At 55.2% G+C, this 26,611-nt stretch carries 24 protein-coding genes and 1 tRNA gene; 19 read left to right on the forward strand and 6 right to left on the reverse strand.

All coding sequences use genetic code 11. The annotated features are described in order from the left end of the window. Nucleotides 1-76 precede the first annotated feature (76 nt). Nucleotides 77-991 carry a LysR substrate-binding domain-containing protein gene (locus tag ACN0VD_RS11485; RefSeq protein ID WP_417594347.1) on the reverse strand — a complete coding sequence of 305 codons (915 nt, stop codon included), beginning with the start codon at nucleotides 989-991 and terminating at the stop codon, nucleotides 77-79. Nucleotides 992-1,357: 366 nt separating this feature from the next. Between ACN0VD_RS11485 and ACN0VD_RS11490 the strand changes: the two genes are divergently transcribed. From ACN0VD_RS11490 to ACN0VD_RS11540, 11 genes are all read left to right on the forward strand, one after another. Then, a complete protein-coding gene (locus ACN0VD_RS11490) occupies nucleotides 1,358-1,708 on the forward strand; it encodes an AtpZ/AtpI family protein (RefSeq protein WP_417594349.1) in 351 nt (116 codons plus the stop codon). A gap of 45 nt (nucleotides 1,709-1,753) precedes the next feature. Beyond that, on the forward strand, nucleotides 1,754-2,506 hold the full coding sequence (locus tag ACN0VD_RS11495; RefSeq protein ID WP_417594486.1) for a F0F1 ATP synthase subunit A: 753 nt from the start codon (nucleotides 1,754-1,756) through the stop codon (nucleotides 2,504-2,506). A 39-nt stretch (nucleotides 2,507-2,545) separates the two neighbouring features. Further along, nucleotides 2,546-2,782 carry a F0F1 ATP synthase subunit C gene (locus ACN0VD_RS11500; protein ID WP_074205680.1) on the forward strand — a complete coding sequence of 79 codons (237 nt, stop codon included), beginning with the start codon at nucleotides 2,546-2,548 and terminating at the stop codon, nucleotides 2,780-2,782. Between the two features lie 69 nt (nucleotides 2,783-2,851). After that, nucleotides 2,852-3,337 (forward strand): ATPase, encoded by a 486-nt coding sequence (locus ACN0VD_RS11505; RefSeq protein WP_417594351.1) that lies wholly within the window; start codon nucleotides 2,852-2,854, stop codon nucleotides 3,335-3,337. Nucleotides 3,338-3,360: 23 nt separating this feature from the next. Next, a complete protein-coding gene (locus ACN0VD_RS11510; RefSeq protein ID WP_417594353.1) occupies nucleotides 3,361-3,888 on the forward strand; it encodes a F0F1 ATP synthase subunit B in 528 nt (175 codons plus the stop codon). A gap of 82 nt (nucleotides 3,889-3,970) precedes the next feature. After that, entirely contained in the window at nucleotides 3,971-5,908 is a 1,938-nt protein-coding gene (gene uvrC / locus ACN0VD_RS11515; RefSeq protein WP_417594355.1) for an excinuclease ABC subunit UvrC, read from the forward strand. Continuing rightward, the gene (recO, locus tag ACN0VD_RS11520) at nucleotides 5,901-6,635 is read left to right on the forward strand and encodes a DNA repair protein RecO (protein ID WP_417594357.1); all 735 of its coding nucleotides are present in this window, start codon (nucleotides 5,901-5,903) and stop codon (nucleotides 6,633-6,635) included. Before uvrC ends, recO begins: the two co-directional genes overlap by 8 nt. 47 nt (nucleotides 6,636-6,682) lie before the next feature. Further along, on the forward strand, nucleotides 6,683-7,735 hold the full coding sequence (gene leuB, locus ACN0VD_RS11525; RefSeq protein WP_417594359.1) for a 3-isopropylmalate dehydrogenase: 1,053 nt from the start codon (nucleotides 6,683-6,685) through the stop codon (nucleotides 7,733-7,735). Nucleotides 7,736-7,744: 9 nt separating this feature from the next. After that, complete coding sequence (locus ACN0VD_RS11530; RefSeq protein ID WP_417594361.1) at nucleotides 7,745-8,953, forward strand: trans-sulfuration enzyme family protein; 1,209 nt, start codon at nucleotides 7,745-7,747, stop codon at nucleotides 8,951-8,953. Nucleotides 8,954-8,968: 15 nt separating this feature from the next. Then, nucleotides 8,969-9,367 (forward strand): Co2+/Mg2+ efflux protein ApaG, encoded by a 399-nt coding sequence (gene apaG, locus ACN0VD_RS11535; RefSeq protein WP_417594363.1) that lies wholly within the window; start codon nucleotides 8,969-8,971, stop codon nucleotides 9,365-9,367. After that, a complete protein-coding gene (locus ACN0VD_RS11540) occupies nucleotides 9,364-10,167 on the forward strand; it encodes a LysR family transcriptional regulator (protein WP_417594365.1) in 804 nt (267 codons plus the stop codon). The genes apaG and ACN0VD_RS11540 overlap by 4 nt, the downstream gene beginning before the upstream one ends. 27 nt (nucleotides 10,168-10,194) lie before the next feature. Here the strand turns inward: ACN0VD_RS11540 and ACN0VD_RS11545 are convergent, their stop codons facing one another. From ACN0VD_RS11545 to ACN0VD_RS11555, 3 genes are all read right to left on the reverse strand, one after another. Then, entirely contained in the window at nucleotides 10,195-11,505 is a 1,311-nt protein-coding gene (locus ACN0VD_RS11545) for a serine hydrolase (RefSeq protein ID WP_417594367.1), read from the reverse strand. Nucleotides 11,506-11,545: 40 nt separating this feature from the next. Next, on the reverse strand, nucleotides 11,546-13,534 hold the full coding sequence (gene parE / locus ACN0VD_RS11550) for a DNA topoisomerase IV subunit B (RefSeq protein WP_417594369.1): 1,989 nt from the start codon (nucleotides 13,532-13,534) through the stop codon (nucleotides 11,546-11,548). Between the two features lie 96 nt (nucleotides 13,535-13,630). Next, nucleotides 13,631-14,305: a GcrA family cell cycle regulator gene (locus tag ACN0VD_RS11555; RefSeq protein WP_417594371.1), complete on the reverse strand. Its 675-nt coding sequence runs from the start codon at nucleotides 14,303-14,305 to the stop codon at nucleotides 13,631-13,633. Nucleotides 14,306-14,487: 182 nt separating this feature from the next. Here ACN0VD_RS11555 and ACN0VD_RS11560 point away from each other — a divergent pair, with 182 nt between their 5' ends. Further along, on the forward strand, nucleotides 14,488-15,294 hold the full coding sequence (locus ACN0VD_RS11560; protein ID WP_417594373.1) for an ABC transporter permease: 807 nt from the start codon (nucleotides 14,488-14,490) through the stop codon (nucleotides 15,292-15,294). A gap of 11 nt (nucleotides 15,295-15,305) precedes the next feature. Here the strand turns inward: ACN0VD_RS11560 and hspQ are convergent, their stop codons facing one another. Both hspQ and ACN0VD_RS11570 read right to left on the reverse strand, forming a co-directional pair. Beyond that, nucleotides 15,306-15,686, reverse strand: coding sequence for a heat shock protein HspQ (gene hspQ, locus ACN0VD_RS11565; RefSeq protein ID WP_417594375.1), 381 nt, complete (start codon nucleotides 15,684-15,686; stop codon nucleotides 15,306-15,308). A 180-nt stretch (nucleotides 15,687-15,866) separates the two neighbouring features. Next, nucleotides 15,867-15,956 (reverse strand) — tRNA-Ser (locus tag ACN0VD_RS11570). Between the two features lie 776 nt (nucleotides 15,957-16,732). On the opposite strand from ACN0VD_RS11570, the gene ACN0VD_RS11575 reads away from it, so the two are divergent. From ACN0VD_RS11575 to ACN0VD_RS11605, 7 genes are all read left to right on the forward strand, one after another. Then, on the forward strand, nucleotides 16,733-17,053 hold the full coding sequence (locus ACN0VD_RS11575; protein ID WP_417594377.1) for a hypothetical protein: 321 nt from the start codon (nucleotides 16,733-16,735) through the stop codon (nucleotides 17,051-17,053). A gap of 482 nt (nucleotides 17,054-17,535) precedes the next feature. Further along, nucleotides 17,536-19,233, forward strand: a complete 1,698-nt coding sequence (locus ACN0VD_RS11580; protein WP_417594379.1) for an HAD-IB family hydrolase — start codon at nucleotides 17,536-17,538, stop codon at nucleotides 19,231-19,233. Nucleotides 19,234-19,253: 20 nt separating this feature from the next. Then, complete coding sequence (locus ACN0VD_RS11585) at nucleotides 19,254-21,596, forward strand: glycerol-3-phosphate 1-O-acyltransferase (RefSeq protein ID WP_417594381.1); 2,343 nt, start codon at nucleotides 19,254-19,256, stop codon at nucleotides 21,594-21,596. Between the two features lie 26 nt (nucleotides 21,597-21,622). After that, nucleotides 21,623-23,203: a WS/DGAT/MGAT family O-acyltransferase gene (locus ACN0VD_RS11590; RefSeq protein ID WP_417594383.1), complete on the forward strand. Its 1,581-nt coding sequence runs from the start codon at nucleotides 21,623-21,625 to the stop codon at nucleotides 23,201-23,203. A gap of 106 nt (nucleotides 23,204-23,309) precedes the next feature. After that, nucleotides 23,310-24,758 carry a DUF3336 domain-containing protein gene (locus ACN0VD_RS11595; protein WP_417594488.1) on the forward strand — a complete coding sequence of 483 codons (1,449 nt, stop codon included), beginning with the start codon at nucleotides 23,310-23,312 and terminating at the stop codon, nucleotides 24,756-24,758. Further along, nucleotides 24,755-25,618, forward strand: coding sequence for a lysophospholipase (locus tag ACN0VD_RS11600; RefSeq protein WP_417594385.1), 864 nt, complete (start codon nucleotides 24,755-24,757; stop codon nucleotides 25,616-25,618). Before ACN0VD_RS11595 ends, ACN0VD_RS11600 begins: the two co-directional genes overlap by 4 nt. Nucleotides 25,619-25,627: 9 nt before the next feature. After that, a complete protein-coding gene (locus ACN0VD_RS11605) occupies nucleotides 25,628-26,557 on the forward strand; it encodes an alpha/beta fold hydrolase (protein WP_417594387.1) in 930 nt (309 codons plus the stop codon). Nucleotides 26,558-26,611 lie beyond the last annotated feature (54 nt).

Genomic DNA, 26,611 nt, shown 5'->3' on the forward strand with positions numbered 1-26,611 from the left:
TCAATCATAACAGTTCCGATTATCGGTTCTATCTCCTAAAAATGGAATATATTATTTTATAAATCAAAATAAAAGATCAGACCAGCCCGCCGTAGCGTTGCCTGTTTGTTTCGATAATCCGCCGTTGCATGAAATCGAGAAAGGCTTTGACCCGGGCCGGCATCACCCGGCCGGGCGGGCGCACGGCCCAGATATTGGGTTTCCGTGCGATCTGATAGTCGGGCAGCACGTGGACCAGGCGACCCGACCGAATGTCGGGGCCGACATGCCATAGAGCGGCCATGCCGATACCGACTCCGGCGCGGACGAGCACGCTCATCGCTTCCCCATGATTCACCGTTACCGGGCCCGTGGCAGTCACATCGTGACTCTTGCCCTCAGGTCCGGTCAGCTGCCAATGACGCAAATTGCCCAGCGGCAGGCAGGCGTGGTCCGCAAGGTCCGAAGGTTTTTGCGGTCGTCCCGCCCGCTCCAGATAAGCGGGCGAGGCTACCAGCCATTCAGGATTGGAGTCGATTTTCTGCGCGAGCAGCGATGACGGTGCCAGTTCGCCGATCCGGAAAGCCAGTTCATAGCCCTGCTCGACTATATCGATAACCGTGTCGGTCAGATTGAGGTCGAGCGTGACATCGGGGTGTCGTTCGAGAAATTCTGCCAGAAAAGGCACGATATGGGCGCGCCCGAAGGTTGCCGAGGCGGTAACTCTGAGCAGTCCGGATGCCGAACTGGTCGATTGGGAGAGAACCTGGCGCGCCTCTTCGGCAGCGTCGAGGATGCGTTTGGCATGGTCAACGAAAACCTCGCCATCGGGTGTCAGCGATATCGAACGCGTTGTCCGGTTAAGCAGCTTGACGCCGAGATCGGATTCGAGAGCCTGGATTCGCTGGGTGGCGTTGGTCGGCGAAAGATTGAATTCGGCGCCGGCTTTGCCAATCGCCCCGAGCGCTGCCACGCGCACGAACAGATCGAGATTTTTCAAATCAAAGGTCACATATATTCCCCGGCTTCGACATCCTGCCTGCGCTAGCATATAGCGCCGTAGGAAGGGTGATAAAACCGGTGGAAAAGGGAAAAGGAAAGCTTGTCTGAGCGGCAGCTTGTGGGAGGTTTGGGGAAGGGACGAACGGTTATAGCAAGGCCTAAGCTGTTCTAGGGCCATAATTCCGGTGTCGCTACACCGGGATTTTCCGATCCTGATCTGGCGAATATCCAGCGATGAAAACAGCCAATTTTCCGCAATGCAGCATGGCTGTTGACTTGCTCGTCATGCTTTCCTAAACGGGCCGCGCCTTGGCGGGTCAGCCTGCTGTTGTTTGTGGCTCTTTCTGGCGCTCTTTGGGGCTTTTAAAGGGATGAAATGACGGCAAGCGAATCTGATCAGGATCCCCTCGAAGAGGATGTGCGGGTTTCATCGCTGGAAGAGCGACTGGAAACGGCACAGAATAGAGAGCGGATCAAAGCAGGGCACCGAAACAAAGGGCCGGACGAAAGTCAGCGGCTCGGCGCGCGGGTGCTAAGCTATTTGATCGGAGGCGTGGCTGCTGGTTTCCTCCTCGGGTGGCTATTTGACACCTGGTTGGGAACGACGCCATTGTTCCTGTTGCTGTTCTTCTTCCTTGGAACGGGAGTAGCGTTCAGGAAAATTTATGTGATTTCGAGCCAGCCGGTGGACGACATCGGCACGGCGATACCAGATGATGACGATTGACGATCAGGGGTTAGATTAGTGGCTACAGAAGGCAAGATTGATCCTATGCACCAGTTTGAAGTGCAGCCCATCTTTGATGGCTTCACTTTGTTCGGTCAGCAGATCAGCTTCACCAACAGCGCGCTTTGGATGTTTGTCGTCCTTGGTTGTCTTTACGTATTCATGATGGGCGGAATGAAGCGCGAGCTGGTTCCCGGACGCTGGCAGATCATGGTTGAAGGCGTTGTCGGTTTTGTCGACAATATCATCGCCACCAGCATTGGCCCCAACGGCAAGAAATACACGCCATGGGTTTTCACCCTGTTCATGTTCATCCTGTTCTCAAACCTGCTCGGCATGATGCCCTTCGGGATCATTCCCGGCATCCATCCGTTCACCGTCACCAGCCAATTTACCGTCACCGGCTTGCTGGCAGCGATCAGCTTCTCGATTGTCCTGATCGTCGGTTTCTGGAAACACGGCTTCAAATTTTTCAGCTTGTTCATCCCGCATGGCACCCCGATCCCGATGATTCCGCTGATCTTCATGGTTGAGCTATTGTCTTTCCTCGTACGCCCGTTCAGCCTCGCGTTGCGGCTGTTCGTTGCGATGATCGCTGGCCATATCCTGATCAAGGTGTTCGCCAATTTCGTCATCCAGTCGTTAGACGCCGGCGGTGCCAGCCTTCTGGTTGCAATACTCAGCATCATCTTCATCGCCTTTGTCAGTGCGCTGGAATTGCTGGTTTGCGCCATTCAGGCCTATGTTTTCGCTCTTCTTACATCGTTGTACATCAACGATGCGGAAAATCTTCACTAAGTTACTTTCAATCCTAGTTTTACAAAACGGAGTTAAAAAATGGATCTCTCTTCTGCACAAGTAATCGGCGCTGGCCTGGCTGCAATCGGCGTTGGTGCCGCTGCTACCGGTGTTGGTAATGTTTTCGGTTCCTTCCTTGAAGGCGCTCTGCGTAACCCATCTGCAGCTGACGGCCAGCAGGGACGTCTGTTCATCGGCTTCGCTGCTGCTGAATTGCTCGGCCTGATTGCTTTCGCTGTCGCAATGATCATTCTCTACGCACCACCAGCTGCTTAATCTGGATTGGAGCGGCTACGGCCGCTCCACCCACAAGCCGGTTTTGCGTTTCGAAATTACGGGTGAATAATGCCTCAAATTAGTCAGCTCTTGGAAGTCTACGGTAGCCAGTTTTTCTGGTTGCTGATCGTGATCGGAATCATCTATTTTGGTATCGCCAAGAATATGGTGCCCAAGATCAGCAAGACGGTCGATGATCGCCAGAAGCGGATTGAGGATGATCTTGCTGCAGCTCAGGCGGCGCAAGACAAGGCCGAGCAGATCGAGGCCGATTATCGCGCCAGCATCAACGAAGCGCGGGCCAATGCCGTTGGCAAGGTTAACGAAGCCAAAGCCAAGGCAGCCAAAAAGAACGAAGCTGCAATCAAGCGGGCTGAGACAGCTATCGCGAAAAAGGCTGACGAAGCGGACGCTGCCTTGAAAGCGGCGAAGAGTTCCGCTCTCGCCGAAATTGAGACTGTTGCTGTCGATGCGGCGCAAGCCATTGTCGCAACGGTTTCCGGTGCCAAGGTTACGGCTACCGACGCAAAAAAGGCGGTCAAGGCCGCTTTCTAAGCGCCTGCTGAAGGAGATAGACCATGCTATTGACGATTTTGGCAGAAGGTGCAGAGCCTACTGCGCTCGGACTGAATGCAACCGGCTGGGTTTCCGTCGGGATGCTGATAGTTTTCGGCATCATGCTGTGGGCAAAAGTTCCGAAAATCATTGGCGGAATGCTCGACAAGCAGATCGCCGAGATCAAGAAGACTCTCGATGAAGCCGCCAACCTTCGCAAGGAAGCCGAAGCGCTGAAAGCCGAATATGAAGCCAAGACCGCCGGTGCGCAGGCAGAAGCCGAAGCGCTGATGGAAAGTGCCGAAAAGGAAGCCGCCATATTGGTCAAAAAGGCAGAGGCCGATACCAAAGCACTGATCGCCCGCCGGAAGAAAATGGCAGAAGAAAAAATTGGCGCGGCAGAGCGTTCGGCCGTGGCCGAAGTTCGGGCCAAGGCTGCAACCGCCGCGACCCAGGCCGCGCAGACCCTGATCGCCGCACGCCATGATTCTGCGGCAGACAAGAATCTGGTCGACAAGGCTATTGGCGATCTCGGCAAGGCGCTCAATTAATTTATCGTTCTCCTCTTCCCTGGTGGAAGAGGATGACATCTTGTGACTGGCAAACTTTTGCCCGCCATCCTAGATAGGCCTCATGTCCAAGGCCGACCGTCCTGATCAACCCAATGCCGCTTCCCGTTTCAACGAGGATAAGGCGACTTACGTCGTGCGCGGCGAGGGGGATACGCCCGATCTCGAGGCCGGGATGGCGGCAATCCGCGAGGTTTTGAATACTCTTCCCACACGTCCGGGTGTTTACCGGATGCAGGACAAGCGGGGCGATGTGCTCTATGTTGGCAAGGCGCGCTCGCTAAAGGCCCGTGTCGGCGCTTATGTCCACATGAACCGGTTGCCGCAGCGATTGATGCGGATGGTGGCACAGACTCGCTCAATGACGATCGTGACGACCGGCAGCGAAGCCGAAGCGCTTTTGCTCGAAGCGCAGCTCATCAAGAAATTCCGGCCCGCCTATAATGTCTTGTTGCGCGATGATAAGAGCTTTCCCTTCATTTTGTTGCGCGAGGATCATGATTTTCCGCGGATCACCAAGCATCGCGGTGCGCAGCGGACCAAAGGGCAATATTTCGGTCCCTTTGCCAGCGCCGGATCGGTCAACCGGACGATCAACGCGCTGCAGAAACTGTTCTTGCTGCGGAGCTGCACCGACAGTTTTTTCAGCAATCGTTCGCGGCCTTGCCTGCTCTACCAAATCAAGCGCTGTTCGGCGCCCTGCGTCGACCGGATCGGGAAGGATGAATATGCCGAGCTCGTCGAGGATGCGCGCGATTTTCTCTCGGGCAAATCCACCGCGGTGCAGAACAAGCTGGGCGAGGCCATGGAGAAAGCCTCTGATGCTCTCGATTTCGAAATGGCAGCGGTATATCGCGACCGGCTGAAAGCACTGACCTTCATTCAGGGCAATCAGGCGATCAACGCGCAGGGTCTGCCGGACTCGGATATATTCGCGCTGGCGGCCAAGGGGTCGACGGTCTGTATCCAGGCATTCTTCATTCGTGGCGGACAGAACTGGGGCCATCGCAGTTTTTTTCCGGCGCACACCAGCAATGTTGATATCGACGAGGTGTTCTCGAGTTTCCTGATGCAATTTTATGACCGGATGCCGCCGCCGAAACTGGTGTTGCTGGACCGGGAACTGCCGGACACGGAATTGCTGGCCGAGGCGCTGAGTACCAAGGCTGACTATAAGGTGAGTGTTTCCAAACCGCAGCGCGGGGATCGGCGGAGATTGCTGGGGCAGGCTAGCCGCAATGCGGAGGAGGCCCTGTCCCGGCGTCTGGCGGAAACCTCGACACAAGCCAAAATCATGCGGGAAATGGTAGACTTGCTGGAACTGGACGCGGTACCCGACCGGATTGAAATCTACGATAACAGCCATATTCAGGGCACGAATATGGTCGGTGGTATGGTTGTTGCTGGCCCCGAGGGTTTTCGCAAAAACGCCTATCGCAAGTTCAATATCAAAAACCCCGATATCGCGCCGGGCGACGATTTTGCAATGATGCGCGAAGTGCTTGAGCGGCGCTTCTCCCGCGCGCAGAAGGAAGACCCGGACCGAGACAAGGGCGAGTGGCCCGACCTCGTGCTGATTGATGGCGGCAAGGGCCAGATGAGCGCCGCGCGGGATGCGCTGGCCGAAATTGGTGTCGAAGATGTGGTGATGATCGGCGTCTCGAAAGGGCCGGACCGCAATGCGGGACGCGAGACATTTCACCTGCCGGACGGACGTCAGATCAACCTGCCGATGAACAGTCCGGTGCTATTCTATCTTCAGCGCTTGCGCGACGAAGCCCATCGCTTTGCTATCGGTGCGCACCGGACGCGAAGGGCCAAGGCGGTTGGTCATAGTTCGCTGGACGACGTGCCGGGTATCGGGCCATCTCGCAAAAAGGCGCTGTTGCTGCACTTCGGCACCGCCCGGGCGGTAAAAAATGCCTCACTCGAGGATCTGCAGCGCGCACCCGGTGTATCTGCGACGGTGGCGCTAAAGATTTACGATTATTTTCATGCCTAGCCTGCGAACATCGGCAATCATCTGTTCCGTCCGTTCGCACGGCGAACATGGTGCGGTGGTACGCTCGCTTACGCCAGAAAACGGTCTGGTTTCCGGCTATGTGCGTGGGGCGCATTCGCGGACGATGCGGCCGGTACTGATCCCGTCCAATGTTGTGCAGGCTGATTATCGCGCGCGGACCGAAGAGCAGCTGGCATCGATGACGGTAGAATTACAGCAGAGCCGCGGGCCGTTTCTCGGCGAACCGCTGGCCAGCGCTGCGCTGGACTGGGTGACCTCATTGACCGCCGCGACCTTGCCGGAAGAGCATAGCTATCCACAGATCCACACGGCGCTATCGGCCCTGCTCGATGCCATCTGCAGTGCTCCGTCTGCCAGGGGGTGGGCGGTAGCCCTGGTACGTTACGAATTGCTGCTGTTATCGGAACTCGGATTCGGACTGACGCTGGATAAATGTGCGGTCACGGGAAATACTGATGATCTGGTCTATATCAGCCCGAAAAGCGCTGCCGCTGTCAGCGCCTTCGCCGGACAGGAATATAAGCAACGTCTTTTACCGCTTCCTGCCTTCTTCCGGGAGCCGGTAAAACCCGAATGGAATGACATTTTTGACGGGTTGCGCGTTACCGGTTTCTTCCTCGAACGTCATTTTTTTCAGGACCGGCGCAGGGATATTATGGCCGCAAGGTCGGTTTTGGTTGATCGACTCAAAAGGGTGGTTGCCTAACCGCGTGATTCTCGGCAGGAACGGCGCGCTTAGAAGAAGGAAATCTCATGCATATTGCGGTGCTCGCCGGCGACGGCATTGGTCAGGAAATCATGGTCGAGGCGCTGCGCGTGCTGGGGGCGATGGACTTGCCGGGTCTCTGCCTTGATCACGCCGATGTCGGCGGTGTGGCCTATCACAAGCACGGTCATCCATTGCCGCCGGAAACACTGGAGCTGGTGCAGACCGCCGATGCAGTATTGTTCGGCGCGGTGGGTGATCCATCCTGCGATAATCTCGAACGCCACCTGCGCCCGGAACAGGCGGTGCTCGGCCTGCGCAAGGAAATGCAGACATTCGCCAATCTGCGTCCGGCCAAGATGTTCCCGGGAATGGAAGATGCCTCCGGCCTCAAACCGGAAATTGCGCGGACCATCGACGTCGTGATTGTCCGCGAACTGAACGGCGATGTCTATTTTGGCGAGAAGGGCATGCGGACAACCGCAGATGGTCTGCGCGAGGGCTATGATGTGATGTCCTATGACGAGAGCGAAGTCCGGCGGATCGGCCATGTCGCCTTCAAGACCGCCATGGGGCGTGGCAAAAGGCTCTGTTCGGTCGACAAGGCAAATGTGCTGGAAACGTCGCAATTGTGGCGCGACGTGATGATCGAGCTGTCTGCGGACTATCCGGAAGTCGAACTGAGTCACATGTATGTCGACAATGCCGCGATGCAGCTGGTGCGCAATCCCGGCCAGTTTGACGTTGTCGTCACCGGCAATCTGTTCGGAGATATTCTATCCGATCAGGCGAGCATGTGCGTCGGATCAATCGGTCTGCTGGCGTCGGCGTCGCTGGGGGAAGGGACCAAGGGGTTATACGAGCCTATCCATGGCAGCGCGCCGGATATTGCCGGGCAGGGCATTGCCAATCCCTCGGCAATGATTTTGTCAGCAGCGATGATGTTGCGGCACAGCTTTGGGAGGGAAGCGGAAGCGCAAAGGATCGAGGCGGCGGTTGCTGCCGTTTTGCAGCAGGGTGTTCTTGGCCATGATCTGGGTGGCACGGCTTCAACCCGCGAAATCGGCGACGCTGTTGTCGCACAGCTGACGGACGGTTAAGGAAGAGACATGAAAAGAGATACCGGGCAAAATCGGGATATTACCAGCAGCTGGCGCCCCGCGACCAAGGCGGTACGCAGCGGGACGATGCGCAGCGAATTTGGTGAGACGTCCGAAGCCATCTTCCTGACTTCCGGATATACTTATGATTGCGCCGAGGATGCCGCTGCGCGTTTTGCCGGCGAGCAGAGCGGCATGACCTACAGCCGTCTGCAAAATCCAACGGTACGGATGCTCGAAGAACGGATTGCCATGATGGAAGGGGCGGAAGCCTGTCGCTCTACCGCTTCGGGCATGGCGGCGATGACTGCATCTCTGCTTTGTCAGTTGCAAGCGGGCGACCATGTTGTCGCCAGCCGGGCGCTATTTGGTTCGTGTCGCTGGCTGACCGATACTCTCTTGCCCAAGTTCGGGATCGAAACGACGGTGATAGACGGCCGCGAGGTCGAAAATTGGGAACAGGCGATCACGCCGAAAACGAAAGTTTTCTTCTTTGAAACGCCGGCCAATCCGACAATGGAAGTGATTGATATCCGGGCAGTTTGCGCGTTGGCGCGGGCCAAAGGTATCACCAGCGTGGTCGACAATGCCTTTGCCACCAATGTGCTCCAGCGGCCGATGGAATATGGAGCGGACGTGGTTGCCTATAGCGCGACCAAGATGATGGACGGGCAGGGACGCGTATTGGCTGGTGCCGTCTGTGGCACGGAAGAGTTTATCGAAGGGACATTGCTTGCGTTCATCCGCAACACCGGTCCAACATTGAGCGCGTTCAATGCCTGGGTAGTGCTCAAGGGACTGGAGACCCTGGACCTGCGGATCAGGCGGCAGAGTGATAATGCGATCGAAGTGGGCAAGTTTTTAGAGCAGCGGGTAGAGAAAATCTTGCACCCCGGTCTGCCCAGCCACCCGCAGCATGGTCTCGCCATGAGCCAGATGGAGGCCGCCGGACCGATCTTTTCGCTTTATGTCGGTGGCGGACGCAAACAGGCGCATGGCCTGCTCAATGCATTGAATCTAATCGATATTTCCAACAATATCGGGGATAGCCGGACGCTCATGTGTCACCCGTCGACGACCACACACCACGGTCTGGGAGAGGAGGCCAGGCTGGAAATCGGGATTACCGAAGACATGTTGCGGATCAGTGTCGGACTGGAAGATCCGGCAGATTTGATCAAAGACTTGGATCAGGCCCTTTCGTCTGTCGGCCTTTGACTCTATATTGGTCATATGAAGTCCTTTTTCCCGTTTGCTGAAACAACCGACGGCGTCACTGTGCGCGTTGCTGTAACCTTCTTGCCGGAACAATCCGACATTGACAGCAAACGCTGGTTTTGGGCTTATCATGTCCGGATTGAGAACCATCGCGATACGGCGGTGCAATTGCTGACCCGACACTGGCGAATAAATGACCAGCGCGGCGGATTGCAAATGGTAGACGGGGAAGGGGTGATCGGCGAACAGCCGATCATCGAGCCTGGAAAATCCCATGATTATGTCTCGGGTTGTCCGCTCAATACACCCAGCGGCTCAATGGAAGGTCATTTTATCATGGTCGGTGCCACGCCTCCGGTTTTTGAGGTCCGTATCCCCCATTTCCTGTTAACTGAACCGACTGTCGAGCAATGAAAAGAACCCATTTACCCCTCAACGGGTTGCGCGTGCTTGATGCTGCCGCTCGGCACCTGAGCTTTACCAAGGCGGCAGACGAACTCGCAGTGACGCCAGCAGCGGTGGGGCAGCAAATCCGGGCACTGGAAGACATGCTGGGGGTGGTGATGTTTCGCCGGACCCCGAAAGGTCTCGAACTCACCGATGAGGCATCCGCCGGTCTTGATGCGCTGCGGTCCGGTTTTTTGCAATTTGAAGAAGCCGTCCGGGCAATGCAGTCGGGCCAGTCCTCGCACAAGCTGACTATCGCAGCGCCGCGGGATTTTACTCAGAAATGGTTGAATGAAAGACTGTCTGCCTTTTCCGCCGATCATCCCGATACCAGTTTCGCACTGGTTGCCGCAGATGATGAAATTGATTTTACCGAAGCCAATCTTGATGTTGCGATATGGCTGGGCGACGGGCCGGGACAGCATGAGGGCAAGATGCTCGGCGATACCGTGTTTGTGAAAGTTGCTGCGCCGGGTCAGAAGGGCGGCAACAAGATCGACTGGCCGGGTTGTCCGATATCAGAGGGCGAGGAGACATTGATGCGTGTCGCCGATGGCGGTCTGGCCATTGAAGCCGCTGTCAACGGCTTCGGTTATGCATGGGTTCCCAAAATGCTGGCTCAGCGCGATCTGGAATCCGGCAGGATCGAGATCATCGGTGAAGACAGCGTGTCGTCACGCGGTTACTGGCTGATGGCACCGCTTCCGCAATGGCGGCAGCAAAAGGTGAAAGCACTGGTTGCGGCGCTCTCCGGGGAACAGCCCTGAGCGAAGCTGTCCGGCCCGACGCTGTGATTATTGCTCGGCCAGCAGATTTACCAACCGTGTCGTCAGCGCCAGCAGATCGCTCTCCTGCAGGGATTGCTCGCTATTGTTCCAGATGATCGAAATAGCGTAATGATGCCCGGCTCTGGACTGCAGAAGAAATCCGTAGGAGAGGACCCCGGGTTCTGATCCACCCTTATAGCCAAAATAATTCCATTTCCGGGCAGAATCCTGTCCGATGCCGGGATTGATCGCGAGAATGGCTCTCGTTTCCTCGCTCGCGTTTCGGTGCAGATGATCGAGCAATTTGATGATATCCTGCGGTGTTGCAAACCATTCAAGCTGATCAATCCAATTGGGCCGGTTGGTCAATATACGGGAATCGAGGCTGTCGAGAGACAATATGTTGTCGAATTGGGTCAGCAGATTCTGGCGATCAGCCGGATTGGCTTCGAGAAACCTCTCCCTCTGCGCCCTGAGTGCCGGCATTTTCAGGACGGATACCTGGCGTGTCATAAGAAAGGGGCGCAACTCGTCAGGGTTGTGATGGCCAGCGGCTTTGACAATTCTGGCCAATTGTTGCTGTCCGATCACGCGGATCAATGTGTCGGTAGCGCTATTGTCGCTGATCGAGATCATCAGGGTTGCCAATGTGTGCAACGTGACCGGCGACGCGTCAGGCCAGTTTTGACTAATCCCGGTAGGATGGGATTTTGGTCCCAGTCGAACGACGTCGGACCATTGTCTTTCACCGGCCTGAACGGCCCGGTCGATTTCCGCCAATATATATAGTTTGAACGTTGATGCGATCGCGTAGCGACCATCTGGATCCAGTGCGACCTGCGGTGACCGGCTACCGGTTCCGTCCAGTTGCTGTATGATCAAGCCCTGGCGACCGGGCAGGGCATCGATTGCCGCCACGACGTCCTTGATTGTGTCGCCAGCGGCTTCAAAACCCGTGATCAGCAGGCCGGAAATACGGTGCGGAGGGGCCGTCTCCAGATCCAGATGCATCGTGCCTATGGATTTTTCAAAGCGAATCTTGACAATCGCCGAGTTGGCACCGCGTGACGTGATCGAAACAATGTCGAGTGCTTGCCCCTGTTGCTCCGATATTTTCTGGCGGAGCGCGCGCAGCTGATCCGGAGGCACGGCGTTGCGGAAATTTTCGTCAAAAATGCCTGCTTCAATGGTTTTTCCCTGCAGCAGATTAAGGGCCTCATCGGTGCGTTTGCCGAGCTGTGCAGAGACATATTCCCCGGTCTGGGCATTGGTCTGGCTCGGGATCAATATGGGCGAGCAGCAAACCAGAAACAGGGTGAAGGAATAGAGGATGCGCATGAAAATCTCCTGAAACCGGATTTCAGTCAGATCATTATTGTTAAGCGTCTATCACATCCTCATCAAGGCTGGCGGCATTTTGCTGTATGAAGTTGAAGCGATGCTCCGGATTTTTCCCCATCAACCGGTCCACCAGATCCTTGACGCCCGCGCGTTGCTCATATTCGGGCGGCAGGGTTACCTTGAACAGGGAGCGCGTGTCCGGATCCATCGTCGTTTCCCGCAGCTGTGACGGATTCATTTCACCGAGACCCTTGAACCGGCTGACGTCGATTTTCTTGCCCTTGAACGGCCCGCTTTCGATTTTTGCTCTGGCTGCGTCATCCTGCGCATAGAGGCTCTTGCCCCCGGCGCTGATGCGATAGAGCGGTGGCCGGGCCAGATAGAGATGGCCTCGGCGGACGAGTTCCGGCATTTCCTGAAAGAAAAAGGTCATCAGCAAAGTCGCGATATGAGCGCCGTCGACGTCGGCGTCGGTCATGATGATTACGCGTTCGTAACGCAGATTGTCGGGCTGACAATCCTTGCGCGTGCCGCAGCCCAGCGCGAGGATCAGATCGGCAATTTCGCTATTCGCCATGATCTTGGCGTTGTTCGCGGACGCCACGTTGAGAATTTTACCGCGGATCGGGAGGATCGCCTGGGTCTTGCGCTCGCGGGCCTGTTTCGCGGAGCCGCCAGCACTGTCGCCTTCGACAATGAACAATTCGGTGCCTTCGGGGTCGCCGATTGAACAATCGGTCAGCTTGCCAGGGAGACGTACCTTGCGACCGGATGTCGCGGTCTTGCGTTTGACCTCGCGTTCGGCCTTGCGCTTCAGCCGCTCGTCCATCCGCTCCATAACAAAGCCGAGCAATGCCTTGCCGCGATCCATATTGTCAGTGAGGAAATGGTCGAAATGATCGCGCACCGCATTCTCGACCAGTTTTGACGCTTCCGGTGAGGTAAGCCGGTCCTTGGTCTGGCTCTGAAATTGCGGATCACGGATGAAGACGGACAGCATCATCTCGCCGCCGGAAATAATATCGTCTGCGGTGAGCTGTGACGCCTTCTTGATTTGCACCAGTTCGCCGAAAGCGCGCAGTCCCTTGACTAGGGCGTTGCGAAGCCCCGTCTCATGAGTGCCGCCATTGGGCGTGGGAATAGTGTTACAATACCAGCTGTAGCTTCCATCGGTCCAGATCGGCCAGGTAATCGCCCATTCGACGCGGCCTTGGGCTTCAGGAAAATCCTGATTGCCGGCAAAGAAATCTGTCGTGACACATTCGCGTCCAGATAGCTGTTCGCGCAAGTGATCGGATAGGCCACCGGGAAACTGGAACACCGCTTCGGCGGGGATATCATCGCTGGCTTGGCTCTCGTCACATTTCCAGCGGATCTCGACACCGGCATAGAGATAGGCTTTGGAGCGGGCCAGCTTAAACAATCGGGAGGGCTTGAACAGATTGCCTTCGCCGAAAATCTCGGTGTCGGGTATAAAAGATATGCTGGTTCCGCGACGGTTCTGCGTCGTGCCGACCTCTTCCAGTTTGGAGGTCGCCATGCCTTTGGAAAAGGACTGGCGATACAGCGTCTTGTTCCGGGCGACTTCGACGATGGTGTCGGAGGACAGGGCGTTGACGACGGATACGCCGACGCCGTGCAGCCCGCCCGATGTCGCATAGGCCTTGTCGGAAAATTTGCCGCCCGAGTGAAGCGTCGTCATGATCACTTCCAGAGCGGACTTGCCGGGAAATTTCGGATGGGGATCAACCGGTATACCGCGCCCGTTGTCGGTTACGGTCAGCCGGTTTTCTGAATCCAGCGTGATTTCTATCCGGCTGGCGTGGCCGGCGACCGCTTCATCCATGCTATTGTCGATGACTTCGGCCGCAAGATGGTGGAGCGCGCGTTCGTCGACTCCGCCAATATACATTCCGGGACGTTTGCGAACAGGCTCAAGGCCTTCCAGGACCTCGATTGACGAAGCATCATAGTCACCGGTTTTGGATTGGGTTGGCGGGTTAGAGCCGAACAGATCATCAGACATGGTCGACTCTATAAGAGCGCAAGAGTCTCGCTGGCAAGAGACTTATGCGGTCATCTGCCAAAGGATCGAAAAATCACCAAATTCCCAACGAATCTTCTATCGGACGCGCGGACCACCAAATGGCAGTGGCGGCGGAGGACGACGGGTTCCGCGCGGCAATTGCGCCTGAAATGCGCGACCACAATGTTCGACACAATAAGGGAATCCCGGGTTCACTTCTTCACCGCAGAAATGAAAATCAGGTTCACCGGGATGATTGATCGGCCAGCGGCAGATTTTGTCATTTAGGTCAAGCAGGCTTGTCTTGTCGGCAATTTCGTCGCTCGGCTTGGCAGGGACAAGACGGCGTGGCGGTGCGGGCGGAATTGGTGCCTGCTGGTCGCCCGGACCCTGGCGCAAAAAGCCACCGGGGCCGACGGAGACAATCTTCGGACCATCATGTTTGGGCTGGCGAGCCTGTTGTGCTGCGTGTGTGCGGGCTGCGGGCGTTGGTGGCGGCATTGCGCGCCGTGCAACATGCTCTTCCTTGGGCTTGGGTGTCGTGGCGGATTTCGTTGGTGGCTTCTTCGGCTTGGCCGCAGGCTTCGCACCTTTTTTGGCTTTCGGCTTCGCCTTTACCGGCGACGGGCGCGATTTCAGGCCAAGACGATGCGCTTTGCCAATTACAGCATTCCGACTGACGCCGCCCAGTTCTTCCGCGATCTGGCTGGCAGTCAGGCCTTTTTCCCACATATTCTTCAGTGAATCAATCCGCTCGTCCGTCCAAGCCATGCAAAATCCTAATCATTTCCAGTTTCCGGTAATATAGGGTCGCTGGGGTGAATATACAACCAAGATAATGCCAAGCGCACAGCGCAATATGGGGTTGTGATTGACGCTGAGAGCCGATAGGCGAAAACAATATGCTCAACCAATCAAAAAACGATCATCCATCAGACCTGCCGGCAAATGCAATGAATTTTGCGGACCCGGGCGTGCCGGTCATTCGGGGAGTGAATTGGGCCGGATTTGCCGCGCTATACTGGAAAGAGGTACTGCGGTTTTTCAAGGTTCAGTTGCAGACCGTGTGGGCCCCATCGATCACGACATTGTTGTTTCTGGTCATATTCACGGTCGCCCTGGGCCGTGGTGACCGAACCGTTTTGGGTGTTCCCTTCGCCGATTTTATCGCTCCCGGGCTGATCTGCATGGGGATGTTGCAAAATGCTTTCGCCAACAGCAGTTTCTCGATGCTGGTGGGCAAGATTCAGGGGACGATTATCGATTATCTGACCCCGCCCTTGTCGGTAGGAGAGTTGCTGGCGGCTCTGGTAGGGGCCTCGATGACCCGGGCGGCGCTGGTCGGTTTTGCGGTCTGGCTGGCAATGTTTTTCTGGCCGGGGGTCGATGTCGGGATTGCCCATTGGTGGGCAGTGCTCTGGTTCGGCATAATGGGATCCGCGATGTTGTCTTTCCTCGGCGTGCTGACGTCGATCTGGGCGGAGAAATTCGACCATGCGGCTGCGGTGACCAATTTTGTAGTCGCTCCGCTGGCGCTTCTTTCCGGAACTTTCTATTCCATCGACCGGCTGTCCCCAGTCTTTCAGGCGGTGAGCCACGCAAATCCCTTCTTCTATGCGATTTCAGGTTTCCGCTATGGCTTTTTGGGCGTAGCGGATTCGCCCATTGTTGCGGGCGCGCTGATCTTGCTGGCGATTAACGTCGGCCTCGCGCTATTATGCTATTTTCTGCTGAAATCAGGCTGGAAGATCAAGTCCTGACGGCGCCGGCGCTAGTGCCGGTGAATGCCGTGTAACTGATACTGGCCGCTCTCGGTCGCATGGAAAAGTCGTGCGACGTCAGGATGCCCTATGGGCTCGCCGCTATCGTCAGATAACAGATTCTGCTGGCTGACATAGGCGATATAGCTGCCTTCGCTACTTTCCGCAAAAAGATGATAAAAAGGCTGATCCCTCGGTGGCTGAAGATCCTTCGGGATAGCTTCATACCATTCCTCGCTATTGGCGAAGACCGGATCAATATCGTAGATTACACCGCGGAAATCAAAAATCCGATGGCGGACCACATCACCAATCGCGAAACGCGCGTCGAGGATAGCGGGCGTGTTGGGCGGCAAGGGATTGCCGGACTTGAAGGGATCTGTTGAATTCATGTTACCAATTTAGGCGCTTTGGGGACAGATGCAAGCGCGGTATTGGCAATCGGGCGTGGCCCGTGTGACACTGGTCCGATGGAATTGCTGCGGAGAAAGCTCCTTTCCCGTCCGGGAAGGGAGCGGTGATCACGCACCGATGAAGGGGGCGCATTTGTGCAAAGGTGAAGTGTGTGTCTGTGGAGGTGCGTTAGGGATTCGAACCCTAGATACCATTGCTGGCATACCGCATTTCGAGTGCGGCGCTTTCGACCACTCAGCCAACGCACCTCATAGACGGGGCAGCGTGTAGCGATCATCGCGCGGCCTCGCAACCCATATTGGGGCGTCCGCAATAATCTTCGTGCCATTTGGCTTTTTTTAACGCCAAAATGCCCTGTTTTCGCCGCTTGATATCGGGCTAGGCGAACGTTTTTCCGTATCTATACGGTGTGATCCTTTGCTTTGGTCACACGAAGCTGAATCCGGCTTGAAATCCCGTTCGAACAGGTCCAATTGCTCCTCATTCTTCTAGCAGGGCGTATGAAACTTACGTTGATTGACTATATGGCTATAGAAACGAACCGTCAGGGATATTCCCATTGGATGTCGCGGCTGTTTTTGAGCGGCCTGCTCGTCTTTGCAAGCCTGTCGTTTGGGCTGCAACTCCCTGGATCCGAGGGCTCTGGCTACCGCCCAAATCACGGGCCGCTCGTTTTTGCGACAACGCTCGGTCCGGGATCCTGTGTTCTGGCAAAGACGTCCGGGACGATCCAGCTTGCCCGAAAGCAGGTCGCAAATGACAGCGGCCCGGACATACCGCCCAAAATATCGGCCTTTGCCAAATTTCCTGCCGGTGGCGAGGGCGTTGGACAGCTTTTCCCTGCTCCGGTTCCCGGCTATTTTGCGGATCATATACTTTTCCGAAGCGGTTCCCGGGCGATATCGCCGCGCGCGCCTCCTATGCATTTTTCAGGCTAGAAATTCATCAGATTCCTCCGGGAGTCTACCGGCAATATTACGCAACAGCCCGCGTTTGCGCGAAACTGTTCGTAACTGAAATTGAAATGCACAAAATGAATGAAATCAAGAGTGAGGCTGCACCATCAACGGCGGAAGATGGACGCATGTATATTGAAAGCCTGTTGGCAAAATATCCATCAACAACCGATGGCGAACAACAGGCAATATTGGACTTTCTGACCACGGCTTCGGCACTGGATACGGCCTTGCTGACCTGCAACGATACGGTTGCGGAGAAGCTGAAGGCGTTCAGACATGACCACCGCAGGCAGCTTGGCATTACGTTGCGAAGCTGGCTGGCTTTGGCAATATTGCAGGGTTTTGTCGCTGTTGCGGTTTATTATATGTGGGACCTTGGGATCTAGACAATCCTTGCCCCGGAGGAGCCATAGGGCAGCACGGCCTGTCCTGTGGCCTTCTTGTGGCTTTTTGTTCCGCAAGGCCCCAGATTGAGGTCGTGAAAAATCACTTGTCTGTCGATGAAATGCGGCGGCCGCATTCTCCTGTCCGCGATAAAAAAAGAGACGGGAAAAAAAGAGACGGGAAAAGTGTAAATCAATATTGTTTGTAAGTTTAGCATGATTATCTCTCTACCTGACGGTAATCATCTTCCGTTCCGCCGGGCAATGTGCTGGCCATTTTCGGTCACCGTTTCTCGCGGTGGCGGATCCGGGATATGGCCTGATCGGTACAGCGGGGGCAGATGCATCCGGTTTTTGGGCGATAGGTCATGCCGTTTTCCAATTTGCCTGTTGGTGATTGCAGAATGAATCGACGCTTTCTCCAATATTCGCTGGGAAAAGCCGGTGTTTTTTGCCACGATGGGCTTCGGGTAAAGGACATTTGAATGATCAATAAGAAAAACGCTGACCATCAATCCCATTTGCAAGATGTCCTGGACGCGCCGGAAGGTGCGCATATCGCTGCCTTGTTTGATTTCGACGGGACTATCATCGCGGGCTATTCGGCTACGGCGATGTTGTGGGAGAAAATAAAACGGCGGGAAATGACTGCTGAAGAAGTCGTCGAAACGATCAATGTCATGGCGCAATATAGCACCGGGAACATGGGCTTTTCGGGGTTGATGACTGGCGCAGCTAAATTCATGAAGGGCGTCACCGAAGAAAGCTACTTCGAATTTGGCGAAGAGCTGTACGAAAAGCATATCGCACGGAAAGTCTATCCCGAGGCTCGGGCACTGATCGAAGCCCATCGCGCTAAGGGGCATACGATCGCCATCGTCTCCTCGGCTACCATCTACCAGATCGAACCGACCGCGCGTGATCTCGACATCGAACACGTACTGTGCTCGCAATATGAAGTCGAGAATGGCGAGTTTACCGGAAACATCATCCGGCCGCTGTGTTTTGGCGAGGGCAAGGTTATCGCTGCAGAAAGTCTGGCCGCAGATTATGGCCTCGATCTCGACAAAAGCTATTTCTATTCGGACAGCTATGACGATATCGAATTGCTGGAACGGGTCGGCAAGCCGCGACCGCTGAATCCCAACGCGAAATTGCGCGAAGTGGCGCGGGAAAATGACTGGCCGCTGGAAAAATATGAAAGCCGCGGACAGGGCAAACCGGTCGATTATATCCGGACGATCTATGCGACCGGGTCGCTGATCGGGTCGGCTGTCGCGTCACTGCCAATCTGGGCGTTGACCGGATCGCAACGCGAGGCGATGAATTTCTCGACCGGCTTGTTTGGTGATATTGCGACCGCGCTGACCGGTTGCGAGTTGGAAGTGACCGGCGAAGAAAATCTGTGGACGTCGCGGCCCTGTATTTTTGTTTTCAATCATCAGAGCAAGGCGGATGTGATGATCCTAGCCAAATTGATCCGCCGGGATATGGGCGGGGTGGCCAAGAAGGAGGTCCGCGATACCCCGGTGATTGGCAAGCTGATGGAACTGGCCGGGACAGTGTTCATCGACCGTGCCAATGCGAAGAGCGCGATCAAGACGATGGCGCCATTGATTGATGCGATCAAGATCGACGGCAAATCGATCGTTATCGCTCCGGAAGGTACGCGCACCCTTTCACCGAAACTGGGTCCGTTCAAAAAGGGTGCTTTTCATATGGCGATCCAGGCGGGTGTGCCGATGGTACCGATCGTCATTCACAATGCCGGCGATGTTGCTCCGAAGAACGAATTCCTGATGCGTCCCGCCAAGGTCCGGGTTGATGTTCTGCCGGCAGTAGACACCAGCAAATGGTCGGTGCGGACGATGAACGAGCATGTCGCAGAAGTGCGTGGCATGTTCCTCGAGGCTCTCGGGCAGGGGGAAGAAGAGGAGGCGCTTGAAGCGCTGGTCAATGACGATCGGGCACCGGTAAAAAAGACAAGCGGCGCGAAGCGAGCCTCTGTGCCGAAAAAACCGGAAGCAAAAAAGCCGGCAACGCGCAAGAAGCCCACCGTTCGGAAAACGGGCGCCAAGAAACCAGCGGCGCAGAAATCCGTTGCCAAGAAGTCGGTAAGTCGATCTACCGCGCCAAAGAAGCCAGCCACGGCTAAGTCGACGACAATTCAAGCGGTGGAATAGGCTGACGTCAAGGAGCAGGGATGGAAGAAAAAACACAAATAGTAGATGCCGGGCCCTTATTGGCGAAAGGTCCGAAGCTATTTGTTATAGATGCGCGCAATGGTGTCGAACGGCGCTATCTCCTTGATTGGCTCTACAAGTCTGTCGGCCGGGACATGGCTGGCGAGAAACTGAATTGGGTTTCCTTGCCGATATCGGACGAACGGACCAAATTGCGCCTCGGCCCCCTCGCGGAAAAATTGAAAGGGAATCCCGATACATTGGTCGTGCCGGTGCGGATTGCCTGGCGTATTCCCAATTTCGAAAAAAGCCGTGCCGTCAAAATGCGTCATGTCATCTTCGGGGATCCGCGCAACCCGGGTAGTTTTCGGGCACGGTCCATTCTCTTGCGCAACAAGCGCCGTGCTCAATGTCTGACCGGACAGCCCGCAACCATTGCTGAACTCGAAAAACGATTCGCTGAAGTCAGCAAGGATTATGACCAGACCGACAATAGCGAATTTGCGGCCTTTGTGATCCGGCAGGCGGGTCTCGTGCTGGATATCGCCGAGCGCGGACTGCGGGGACGACGCTATAAGGTTCCCCGTCATGTTGCCGCGGGTCTGCGCAGCGACGCGCGGTTCCGGGCTGCTATGACGCGGCTTGCCGCCGATACCGGCAAGAGCGAAGTGGCGCTCTACGAACAAGCCGCAAAATATATGAAGGAGCTGATCGCCCGGCCCAGTCCGATGTTCATCGACATGAAGGCAAAGCTCGACCGCTTCATGCTCTCGCAAGGTTATGAGAACGATGTTGTTTTTGACCGCAAGGAGCTGAATCGTTTGCGCACGACAATGCGGGAACATCCCACCTTGCTGCTGTTCACCCATAAAACCTATATCGATGGCGTCACGGCTACGGATCTTGCCTATCAAAATGATTTGCCGATGATCCATCTGTTTGGCGGCATCAATCTGGATTTTTTCGGGCTGGGGTTCATGTTGCGCCGGGCGGGTACGATTTTCATTCGCCGGAGTTTCGAGAACAACCAAGTCTACAAGCTCGTCTTGCGTTATTATGTAAGCTATCTGCTCGAAAAACGCTTCCCGATGACCTGGGCGTTCGAAGGGACCCGCTCGCGGCTCGGCAAGCTGATGCCACCTCGTTACGGGTTGCTCAAATATGTCATGGACAGCGCACACAGCAACGACATCGAAAATGTGCACATCATCCCGGTCGTTACCAGTTTCGATCTGATCCGGGATGTCGAGGAATATGCGAGCGAGCAGACCGGGCGTATCAAGAAGCCTGAATCCCTGAGCTGGTTCATCGGCTATCTCCGCAGTCTGCGGGAGCCAATGGGCAAAGTCTATGTCGATTTCGGCGAGCCGGTGGTCGTGAAAAAGGCCCCCAATCCGAATGATCGCCTGGCCTTGTCGAAAATGGCCTTTGAAGTGGCGGTGCAGGCCAATCGAGCGACACCGCTGACGCTGACGTCGCTGATGTGTCTGTTTTTGCTTGGCACCGCACCACGTGCGATGACGGAAGAAGAACTGCGCGCGGTCATAACCTATCTGACCGGCTGGGCGCGCGAGCGAAATATCCGCATGAGCGAAGATCTGACGGATCAGAATCTCGAATCGATACAGCAGGTCGTCGAGACATTGGTCAACAACGGACTGCTGGTTCGCTATGACAAAGGCTCGACTCTGGTCTACGCGATCGAGCCGGACCAGCATCCAATTGCGAGCTATTATCGGAATTCGATCATTCATCATTTCCTCGACAAGGCGATTATAGAATTATCGATTCTGAAAGCGCGCGAAGTCAATGATCGGAAAGCGGTGGACCTATTCTGGGAGGAGACAGACCGGCTTCGCGATCTGTTCAAATTTGAATTTTTCTATCCCGAAAAGCAGCAGTATCGCGAGAATTTGAAAGCGGAATTGCAACGGACCGATCCCGACTGGGAGGCGAAGTTGGAGGATGGCGGCGTCAAGCTGATCAGTCTCACCAACCGCTTCCAGCCGCTGGTCGGTCATGCGGTATTCCTGCCCTTTGTCGAGGCGTATAGCGTCGTTCTGGATATTTTGTCGCGGCTCGAACCGGGGCAGGCGATCGACAAGAAAAGTTGTGTGGCGATGGCGTTGAAAGAGGGGCGGCAGGCCTATCTGCTCCGCCGGATCACCAGCGAGGCTTCAATCGGGAAAATCCTGTTTGAAAATGGTTTCAAAATGGCTGCCGGTCTTGGCTTGACCGGCGAAACTACTCCGGAAATCGTAGCCGAACGCAAAGCATTGTTGCGGAAGTTCAGGGCGCTTTCGCGCCGCATGGAAAAATCGCGGCTCGAATTGTTGACCTTGGCCGACAGGATATTTGAATGACGCGGGCCGCCGAAAGGACATTATAAATGACCGAGCAAAGCAACATAAGCCAACTGAGCGCACAGGACGCCCAGTTTCTGTATATTCAGTCTGCCACCAATCTCACCCATGTGATGGCGGTCTATATTTTTGATCCTTCGACCGCCCCTGGCGGGAAAGTAAGATTCAAGGACATTATCGAACATATGCGTAAACGCATGGACGTTTCGCCAATGTTCAAGCGGAAATTATACCGGCTGCCGATGGATATCGATCACCCTTATTGGGTCAAAGACGAACATTTTGATCTGGAAGCGCATATTTCGCATGGACGCCTGCCAGCGCCGGGGGACTGGCGGCAATTTTGTATTCACGTGGCGCGCCATCATAGCAAGCCGCTGGATATGACCCGACCTCTTTGGGACATGTACGTGCTGGAAGGTCTCGACAATATTCCCGGTTATGCCAAGGGAAGCTATGCCATTTTGACGCGGATTCACCATTCCACCATCGACGGTGTGTCCGGCGCGCATTTTTTCGCGGCTGTGTCGGACAAGGATCCGCACGGCACGCCTGCGATTCCCTTGCCGGAAGGCGATTCTCCTGCGAATGACTTGCCGACAACATCTGAAATATTGAGCCGTGCGATCAACAATACGGTGACTTCCCCGGTAAAACTGGCCCAGGCATTGCTGAAATTTGCGCCGGCTCTGGTGTCATCGGCGCAAAAGTCGATAACGGGCGGCGATGATAAAACCGCAACCGGCGTCCCGCAAACCCGGTTCAATGGGCCGGTCACACCCCATAAGATGTTTGATGCAATCACCTTCGATCTCGATGAACTGAAGAAAATGCGTCTTAAGGTGAGTGATGCGACAATCAATGACGTGGTGCTTGCGATTTGCAGCGGGGCCTTGCGCCACTATTTGACCAAACATAAGGAACTTCCAAAGGATTCGCTTGTCGCAGTTGCGCCTGTCAACGCCCGCAGCCGCTCTGGAGATGAAGCCAATCCGGGAAATAATATATCGGCGATGACGATCAAGATCTGGTCCAATATCGCTGATCCGGTAGAACGCCTCGAAGCGATCAGGGATACGACACGCGAAACCAAGGCAGCAAAATCCGGGCTGAGTGCGCGGATTATGACCGATCTGACCCAGCATATTCCCGGGGTAACCATGGCGAGTGTTGCGCGCATTCTGACCGACGAACGTTTTGCACCAAAAATGAGCAATTTGATGGTTTCGAACGTTCCCGGCCCACAGATTCAGCTTTACATGAACGGAGCGAAGCTGACGCATCAATATGGTCTGGCACCGCTGGCGCACGGAATGGGGCTGTTTATTGCCACGCCAAGCTATAACGGAACCATCTCTTTTAATATCATTTCGGACCGAAAAATGATGCCCGACATTGAGTTTTTCCGCGAATGCCTGCAAAGAGCATTCAAGGAACTGCGCGATGCCAAGCCTAAGGCTGGTGCACGTCAGACCAAAAAAGCGGCAGTAGCACCCAAAAAACCGCTAACGCCCGGAGATGGTTCGGTAATGTATCGAAGGGTTGCCAGGAAACCCAGAAGGGTTGCTGCAAAAGCAGGCGGTGGAGGCAAGCCGAAAGTGAAATAGGGAGCGGATAGATTGCGCGACGCCCGATTCCCCGGGGGCCGGCAAATACCATGCGTAATTTTGGTGGAAGAGTGGACCGAAGATGATCCTGAACACGACTTTGAAAATGGAAAAAGCGATGGCCCAGGCCAAGAGCTATTCCGAATGGTCAAAAGCCGCGAAAGCGCATGATAAATCGACCGGCGTCGACATATGGAAGGCGTCTGACGAGAGCAAGCATTTCGACCACAAGTCGATCCGTCGCCGTTTGAAGCGCCTTTCCAGATTGTGGAAAGCTCAGGATAATGCAGGACTTCTATATGCCCTGAATGAGGGCATTCATGGCAATATGGACGGCATGGGACATCCCCGCCTCCATCAGAAAGCGAAATTTGGCACCAAACGGCTCATTCAGGACTATGTCGATGCGATTGCCAATTCGCTGGAATATCTGGCGAGCGACAAGGTTACCGACATCCCGTTCGAAGAAAAGCTCGATTTCTTCCGGCGTGCGCAGCATTGCTACGGACGATCAGCCTTCCTGATGAGCGGTTCCGGCGCTTATCTTTATTTTCACGTCGGGGTCGTCAAGGCACTTTGGGAAGAAGGATTGTTGCCCGATATCATGTCCGGTTCCAGCGGTGGCTCGGTCGTTGGGGCGTTGATCAGTACGCATGTCGACTCCGAAATTCCGCCTTTTTTCAAGCCGGAGAATCTGACCCTTGGTGCGGATCAGGAAGACGAAGGGCAGGGCGGTTTTCTGGGCGGCCCCAGTCGTATGCGTGCGGATGAGATCCGCCAGCGCCTGACCGACATGCTTCCCGATCTGACATTTCAGGAAGCTTATGAACTTACCGGTCGCCATCTCAATGTTTCGATCGCTCCGGCAGAGAAGCACCAGACGTCCCGGTTGCTGAACGCCATCGCATCACCCAATGTCTATATTCGCGAAGCGGTTCTCGCCTCCTGTGCGGTTCCGGGCATCTATCCCCCGGTGACTTTGGCAGCAAAAAACCATCGCGGCGAGCGGGTTCCCTATCTGCCCAATCGCAAATGGGTTGACGGTTCGGTCACGCACGATCTGCCGGTGAAAAGGCTCGCGAGACTTTACGGGGTCAATCACCATATCGTCAGTCAGGCCAATCCACTGGTTACGCCCTTTGCCACCGATTTCAGCCAGAAACGCAATCCGCTGTCATCGATCCGCAATGCATCGACGACGACCATGAAAGCATGGTTCAACGCCAATGTGGAAATGATGCAGAAACCATTGTCCTATTTCCCGCGTTTGAACAGCATGGCCAATATGGCACTGTCGGTGATAAACCAGGACTATACTGGTGATATCAATATCATCCGGCCAACCATGTTCTGGGGGCCATCTAAGATTTTGAGCAATTTGCCGGTGGAGGACATTGCAGAACTGATTCAGCTTGGCGAGCGGACGACCTGGCCGAAAATCGAAATGGTCCGGACCCAGACCAAGATCAGCCAGGCGCTCGACCGGATATTGTTTAAATATGAAAATGAACTGGCGCACGATCACGAATTGGTGGTGAAAAGGAAAATTGCTTGAAACAGGAAGATGGCATACTCCTGCTTCCAACGGGATCGAAAGCGGCAGGCGCGAAATTATATTGGCAGAAATGGCTGCCGGATAAAAATCCCAAAGCACTTATTTTGCTGATCCATGGCTATGCGGAACATTCCGGTCGATACCAATATTTTGCCGAACATTGTCTTGGCAAGGGCTATGGTGTCTATGCCGTCGACCATTGGGGGCATGGGCAATCAGACGGCACACCCGGTTTTGTACCGGACTTTTCGGTATATCATGACGGTGTCGGACAGTTGCTCGCTCACGCCAGGCAGGATTTTCCCGAAACGCCTGTCGTGCTGGTCGGCCACAGTATGGGCGGATTAATCAGCGCGACCTACCTGCTAGCCCATCAATCCGAATTTGCCGCTGCGGTGCTGTCCGGTCCGGCGGTCAAGGCAGCGGAAGAACCGTCGGCATTACTGAAGACCGTCAGTGGCTTTTTGGCCCGCGTTTTTCCGAAATTGGGGGTATTGGAACTAGACCCGAATGGGGTGAGCCGCGATCCGACAGTTGTGGCAGACTATCTCGCAGACCCGCTCGTCTACAATGGCAAGATGGGCGCACGGCTGGCAGCAGAAATGCTCCGCAACATGACCCTCGTTCAGCAGCATGCCGGACAGATTTCGCTGCCTTTGCTCATGCTCCACGGTCAGGAAGACAGCCTCGCCGCGGCGGAAGGTTCAAGTTTTCTGGAGGCTCATATCGCCTCCACGGACAAGATGTTGAAAATCTATCCGGAGCTGTTTCACGAGATTTTCAATGAACCCGAAAAAGACCAGGTTTTGAATGATATGACCGACTGGCTGGACACGCGTCTGGCAGCAGAAAAGGGGTAATGACGCGCCATGAGTATATTTTTCACGATATTGGGAATCATCATCGTGGCGTTCATCGCCCTCTATGTTCTGTTCCCGCGCACCCTGTTCCGGTTCTTTCGCAATGCGTTGCGCAGAAAAGGCAAGCTTACGGAAAAATCAATCGAGGTCGGCGATATGACATGGCCTTATCTGGAGGGAGGCTCTCCCGATGCAGAAGCTCTGGTGCTGTTGCATGGATTTGGCGGTGACAAGGATAACTGGGCGATGTACGCGCCGGAAATTGTAGGAAAATACCGGTTGATTGCTCCCGATCTGCCTGGGTTCGGAGAGAATGTCAGGGACGCCGACCGTGATTATGACATGGCGACGCAAGCCTCGCGCGTACGGGACTTTCTGGATGCGCTGGGAATTGAAAAATGTCATATTGGCGGTAACAGCATGGGCGGGTTCATATCCCTCCGTTTCGCGCTGGACTATCCCGAACGTCTGCTTTCGATGACATTGTTCAACAATGCCGGCGTGACCGGGGCGAACGAGAGCCGACTCCAGAAAGAAGCACAGGATGGGAAAAACCCGCTTGAAATTCACAGTCCTGAGGATGTGAAGCGGATGCTTGCATTTGTGGCCCACAAACCGATGAAAGTCCCCGGGCAGTTTCGGAAAATCTTTTATGAGGATTTTGCCGTGCACCGAGATTTGCTCGATAAGATATTCTGGAATCTGGTCGAAGACAGCACCGGCAAACCGTTGAACGATCGCCTCGATCAGGTGAAAGCGCCAACCCTCATCATCTGGGGACGCCACGACCAGTTGATCGATGTCAGCTGTGTCGATGTTCTCAAAAATGGCATCCCTGACGCTGAATCGGTCGTGTTTGAGGATGTCGGTCATGTTCCGATGATCGAGAAGCCGAAGGACACCGCCAAGCATCATCTCGAGTTCCTTGCAAAACACTGAAAATCTCTTCAGTTTAGCGCAGGTGGGCTTCCGGTAGAGGAGTCATCGACAAAG

The sequence above is a fragment of the Parasphingorhabdus sp. genome (genome assembly GCF_048267785.1).
Lineage (GTDB): Bacteria > Pseudomonadota > Alphaproteobacteria > Sphingomonadales > Sphingomonadaceae > Parasphingorhabdus.